Raw genomic sequence first — 4,444 nt, 5'->3', positions numbered from 1 at the left:
CGTAGATACGGATCGGCCCTGCATTTGGGGCCGGGGCCGGGACGCGCGCGGCGCTCGATCGCGGCGCGTCGACTTGTTGTTCGTCGGCCTCCGGCTCGGCTTCCGAGAGACGGCCGACCCCGAGCAGACGCTGTTGCAACTCGCGATCGGCGGCGAGTCGCTGCGAGTCGATGATGCGGTTGATCCGCCCATTGACCATGATCGCGACCTTGTCGGCCACCGAGGTGGCGACGCCGATGTTTTGCTCGATGACCAGGATCGCGATATCGCCTTCGTCGCCGAGCCTGACCAGCATCTCCTCGACCCGGTTGACGATGACGGGTGCCAGGCCCTCGGTGGGCTCGTCCATGATCAGCAGTTGCGGATTGGTCAGCAGGGCGCGCGCGATGGCGAGCATCTGCTGCTCGCCGCCGGAGAGTTCGCCGCCGCCATTGTTCTTGCGTTCGGCGAGGCGCGGAAAGGTGTCGTAGATGCGCTCCGGGCTCCAGGCGCCGCGCCGCGCGCCGACGCTGATGCATAAGTGCTCGTCGACGGTGAGCGAGCGCCAGAGCCGACGTCCCTGCGGGACATAGCCGACGCCGAGGCGGGCGATTTGCGCGGGCTGCAGGCTCAGGAGATCCTGGCCGTGCATGCGGATCGAGCCGCTGGAGGCGCGCACCAGGCCCATGATGGTCTTGCACAGCGTGGTCTTGCCCATGCCGTTGCGCCCGACAACGGAAACAACGCCGTGATCGAGCGTAAGGTCGACACCCTGCAAGGCGTGCGAGTGCCCGTAATAAACGTTGAGGCCGCTGATCTGCAGGACCGCAGCGGCGGCAGGGGGACGGCGCGGCTCAGCCATGTCCGCCTCCCAGATAAAGCTCCTGCACCTCGGGATCGGACTCGATTTCGCGCGGCGCGCCTTCCTTGAAGATGCGGCCATTGTGCATCATCGTCACGCTTTCGACTACGCGCAACGCGACGTCCATGTCGTGCTCGATGATGATGTAGCCGATATGCGCAGGCAGCGCCGACAGGATCTCGACCAGCTCCGAGCGCTCGGTCGGCGAAAGGCCGGCGGCGGGTTCGTCGAACAGGATAAAGCGCGGGGCGCCGGCGAGCGCGAGCGCGATCTCGAGTTGCCGCTGCTGGCCGTAGCTCAGTTCGGAAACCAGCCGATCCTTGACGTCGCGGAGATGCACGGCCTGAACCAGGTTCTCGGCGGCCTGAACCAGCGCGTCGGTAAGGCGTGGACGAAGCAGCGAGAAGCGTCCGCGCGAAACCCCGCGGCAGGCCAGGTAGACATTGTCGACCACGGACAGGCCCGGAAACAGTGCGGAAATCTGATAGGTGCGGCGCAGGCCGCGGCGGATGCGCTCATAAGGCGGAAAGGCGGTGACGTCCTCGCCGAAGAAGCGGATAGTGCCCGAGGTCGGCAGAAAATCGCCGGTGACGCAGTTGAACAGCGTGGTCTTGCCCGCGCCGTTCGAGCCCAGCACCGCGCGCCGCTCGCCCGGTCGCACCGTCATGGTGACATCGGTCAGCGCGGCGAGGGCGCCGAACAGCCGGGTGACGCCGCGCAATTCCAGCGCATTGCCGGCGCCGACGGCGGAGAGGCGTTGTGCGACGCTATCCATGGCCGCCTCCCGGTGCCGCATTGCGGGACGACAGGCCGCGGTTGCGCCAGCGGGTCCACAGCCCGATCACCCCATCCGGGGACCAGAACACGACGACCAGAAAGCCGAGGCCGATCAGCAGGCGAAACCGGTTGCCGTCGAGCCCGATCGCGACCAGGAAGTCGAGGGCGAAGGTGCGCAAGATGACGAAAATCAAGGCACCGATGAACGGTCCAATGGGTCGCGAAATGCCGCCGACGACGGCAATCACCAGAATGTCGATGGCGTTGTCGACGCTGACGGAGCCGGGAGAAATCTGCCCGTTGCTCCACACTAAAAGGATGCCCGCGATCGCAGCGACCAGCGAGGCGAAGACATAGGCGGCGACGCGATGCGCATTGACGTTGAAGCCCAGTGCGGCCATCCGGCGGGGGTTGTCGCGCACGCCCTGCAAAGCGAGCCCGAACGGCGCGCGTGCGAGGTAGCCGGCCGCCCAGTAGCAGATCGCGGCGAAGCCCAGGGTCACATAGTAAAATGGGATCGGCGAACGCCAGTCGACGCCCCAGAAATTCGGCGTGGCGATGCTGTTGATGCCGGTGTGGCCGTTGAAGATCGCGTAATTCTGGTTGACGAAATAGTAAAACGCCGACGCGATTGCGAGCGTGATCATGATGGTGTAGATGCCCGTGGTGCGGACCGCGAGCGCGCCGGTGATGGTGCCGAACACCGTGGCAAGTGCCAAAGCCATCGGCGCGACGAGCCACCACGGCCATCCGAGGCTGAGATGGGTCAAGCCGCTGACGCCGAAAATCGCCACCATGTAGCCGGAGAAACCCGCGATCGTCATCTGGGCGAGGCTGACCATGCCGCCGTAGCCGGCCAGAAACATCAGGCTGAGGCCGATCATTCCCAGAATGTACGCCCAGGAGAAAATCTGAAACAGGATGAACCCGTTCACCAGCAGCGGCATGATCAGCAGGATCACGGCGACAACAGCGGCGGCCGGATGGATGCGCTGGGTCCAGGCGACCGGCGCCGCGTCGACCGGAGCCGGTGCCACTGGGCGCGCGATTTCGACGATGCTCATGGTTCAGCGCCTCACCAGCAGGCCCTGCGGCCTGACCGCGAGCACCACCACCATGATGAGGAAGGTCAGCACGATCGAATAGGTCGGGACGTAGACCGAGCCGAGTTGTTCGGCGAGGCCGATGATCAGGGCGCCAAGTGCCGCGCCCGGAATCGAGCCCATGCCGCCGACGATGACCACGACCAGTGAGGCCAGCAGAAACCTGGTGTCCTCGCCCGGGGAAATCGATTGAAAGGTAGCACCCACGACGCCGGCCATTCCTGCAAGGCCCGCGCCGAAAGCGAACACCAGCACGAACACCAGTTGAATCCGCACCCCCATCACCGACAGCATGTCCCGGTCGTCGACGCCGGCGCGCACGATCATCCCTATACGGGTCCGATTGAGCACCAGCCACATCCCGAGGCCGATCACGACCGAGGCGGCGAAGATCACCAGACGCACGATCGGGTATTGCAGATAGACCGCTTCGCCCGAGGATTTGACCGCCACCACGAACGGCAACGGCGCCGGACCGACCAGCATGGCGGGGGTCTGAACCTGGTAAAAGTCGCCGCCGAACCCCCAGAGCATCAAATCCGCAAGCACGATCGAAATGCCGATCGTGACCAGCGTCTGCCGCAGATCCTGTCCCTCCATGCGGCGGAACACCAGAACCTGCAGGATCACGCCGAGCAGGGCCGCGGCCACGAAGGCCATGACGAAGCTGAACAGCCACGAACCGGTCAAATTGTCGGTCGTGTAGCCGATATAGCCGCCGAACAGGTAGATCGACCCATGCGCGAGATTGACGTTGCGCATCAATCCGAAGATCAGCGTGAAGCCGCTGGCGACCAGGAAATACAGCCCGCCCAGCGTGATCCCGTTGAACAGCGCGTTGAGAAATACCTTCTTCCTGCCGACCGCTTCCTCCAGGCCTTGCGGCCAGGTCGCGAAGATCAGCCAGAGCGCCACCACGACGGCGATCAGGATCAGCAGCGACCAGACTGGATGGCGTTCGACAAAGCGGTTCATCCGAACGCACCCGCAAAACCCGCCGGCGCGAAGCCAATGCACCGAATCTTCATCCTGCCCCTGGCCATGACGGCGCTCATCCTCCCGAACCGTTTCGCGGCTTGTTGGCGCGATCAGGGGGTCCAGTGTAGCGTGCCCGAATTCCGCGCGCTTGATCGTGAGTATCTTTTTTGCGCGAACGGGTGTCTCGCCGGCGCGGCCGGCTCGTCAGAGCAACTGCGCTGCACCGCGATAGTCCGTTGGCGCCATCCCGACATTGGACGCGAAGAAGCGTGTGAAGGCGCTCTGCGAGGAGAAGCCAAGGTCGAACCCGATGTCTGCCACCGGCTTTTCCGTCTTCACCAGCACGTCGATCGAGCGTTCCATCAGCAAGGTATTTAAATAGAGATTCGGCGTGACGCCGGTCTGGCTGCGGAACAATTTGTAGAAATGCGGCCGCGACAGCCCGGACTCACGGGCAACGTCATCGAGCTGGATGTGGGCGCCGAGCCCTTCCTGAATGAGGCGGATCGATTTGCGAACCCTGAAATCGGTGACGTCTTCGACGACGCGGCGTTCCGACGCCTCGCCGGGACGCCGCCAGCTCTCGGCATAGCAGGCGTCGATCAAGCCGCGCAGCTCGTGATCGAGTTCATTGAGCCTGTGCGCGGCATAGACCATCGCCGCGGTGCGCCGGATCTGGCGGTCGATCGCCGAGGTCCGATAAGTCAATGGACGGCCGAAGCGCAGGCGCGCGGAATCGCTGAGG

5 protein-coding genes are annotated in these 4,444 nt (G+C 64.5%); all 5 read right to left on the bottom strand.

Translation table 11 applies throughout. The features are described from left to right. A partial coding sequence (locus tag WB528_RS19035; RefSeq protein ID WP_423889945.1) for an ABC transporter ATP-binding protein occupies positions 1–841 on the bottom strand: 841 nt, incomplete at its 3' end. Then, positions 834–1,616, bottom strand: a complete 783-nt coding sequence (locus WB528_RS19030) for an ABC transporter ATP-binding protein (RefSeq protein WP_423889944.1) — start codon at positions 1,614–1,616, stop codon at positions 834–836. The genes WB528_RS19030 and WB528_RS19035, both read right to left, overlap by 8 nt. Beyond that, on the bottom strand, positions 1,609–2,682 hold the full coding sequence (locus WB528_RS19025) for a branched-chain amino acid ABC transporter permease (RefSeq protein ID WP_423889943.1): 1,074 nt from the start codon (positions 2,680–2,682) through the stop codon (positions 1,609–1,611). Before WB528_RS19025 ends, WB528_RS19030 begins: the two co-directional genes overlap by 8 nt. Before the next feature lie 3 nt (positions 2,683–2,685). Next, positions 2,686–3,696 (bottom strand): branched-chain amino acid ABC transporter permease, encoded by a 1,011-nt coding sequence (locus WB528_RS19020; protein WP_423889942.1) that lies wholly within the window; start codon positions 3,694–3,696, stop codon positions 2,686–2,688. A 207-nt stretch (positions 3,697–3,903) separates the two neighbouring features. Next, positions 3,904–4,444 (bottom strand): helix-turn-helix transcriptional regulator (locus WB528_RS19015; RefSeq protein WP_423889941.1); only part of this gene is annotated, 541 nt, incomplete at its 5' end.

The sequence above is a fragment of the Bradyrhizobium sp. genome (assembly GCF_049586575.1).
In the GTDB taxonomy this organism is placed as follows: domain Bacteria; phylum Pseudomonadota; class Alphaproteobacteria; order Rhizobiales; family Xanthobacteraceae; genus Bradyrhizobium.
The sequence above is the reverse complement of the archived record's forward strand: the minus strand, read 5'-3'. Positions and strand labels throughout refer to the sequence as shown.

What these genes read in the sequence shown, in the direction of transcription:
- WB528_RS19030 (WP_423889944.1), bottom strand. Translation starts at nt 1,616, where the DNA reads ATGGATAGCGTCGCACAACGCCTCTCCGCCGTCGGCGCCGGCAATGCG.
- WB528_RS19025 (WP_423889943.1), bottom strand. Translation starts at nt 2,682, where the DNA reads ATGAGCATCGTCGAAATCGCGCGCCCAGTGGCACCGGCTCCGGTCGAC.
- WB528_RS19020 (WP_423889942.1), bottom strand. Translation starts at nt 3,696, where the DNA reads ATGAACCGCTTTGTCGAACGCCATCCAGTCTGGTCGCTGCTGATCCTG.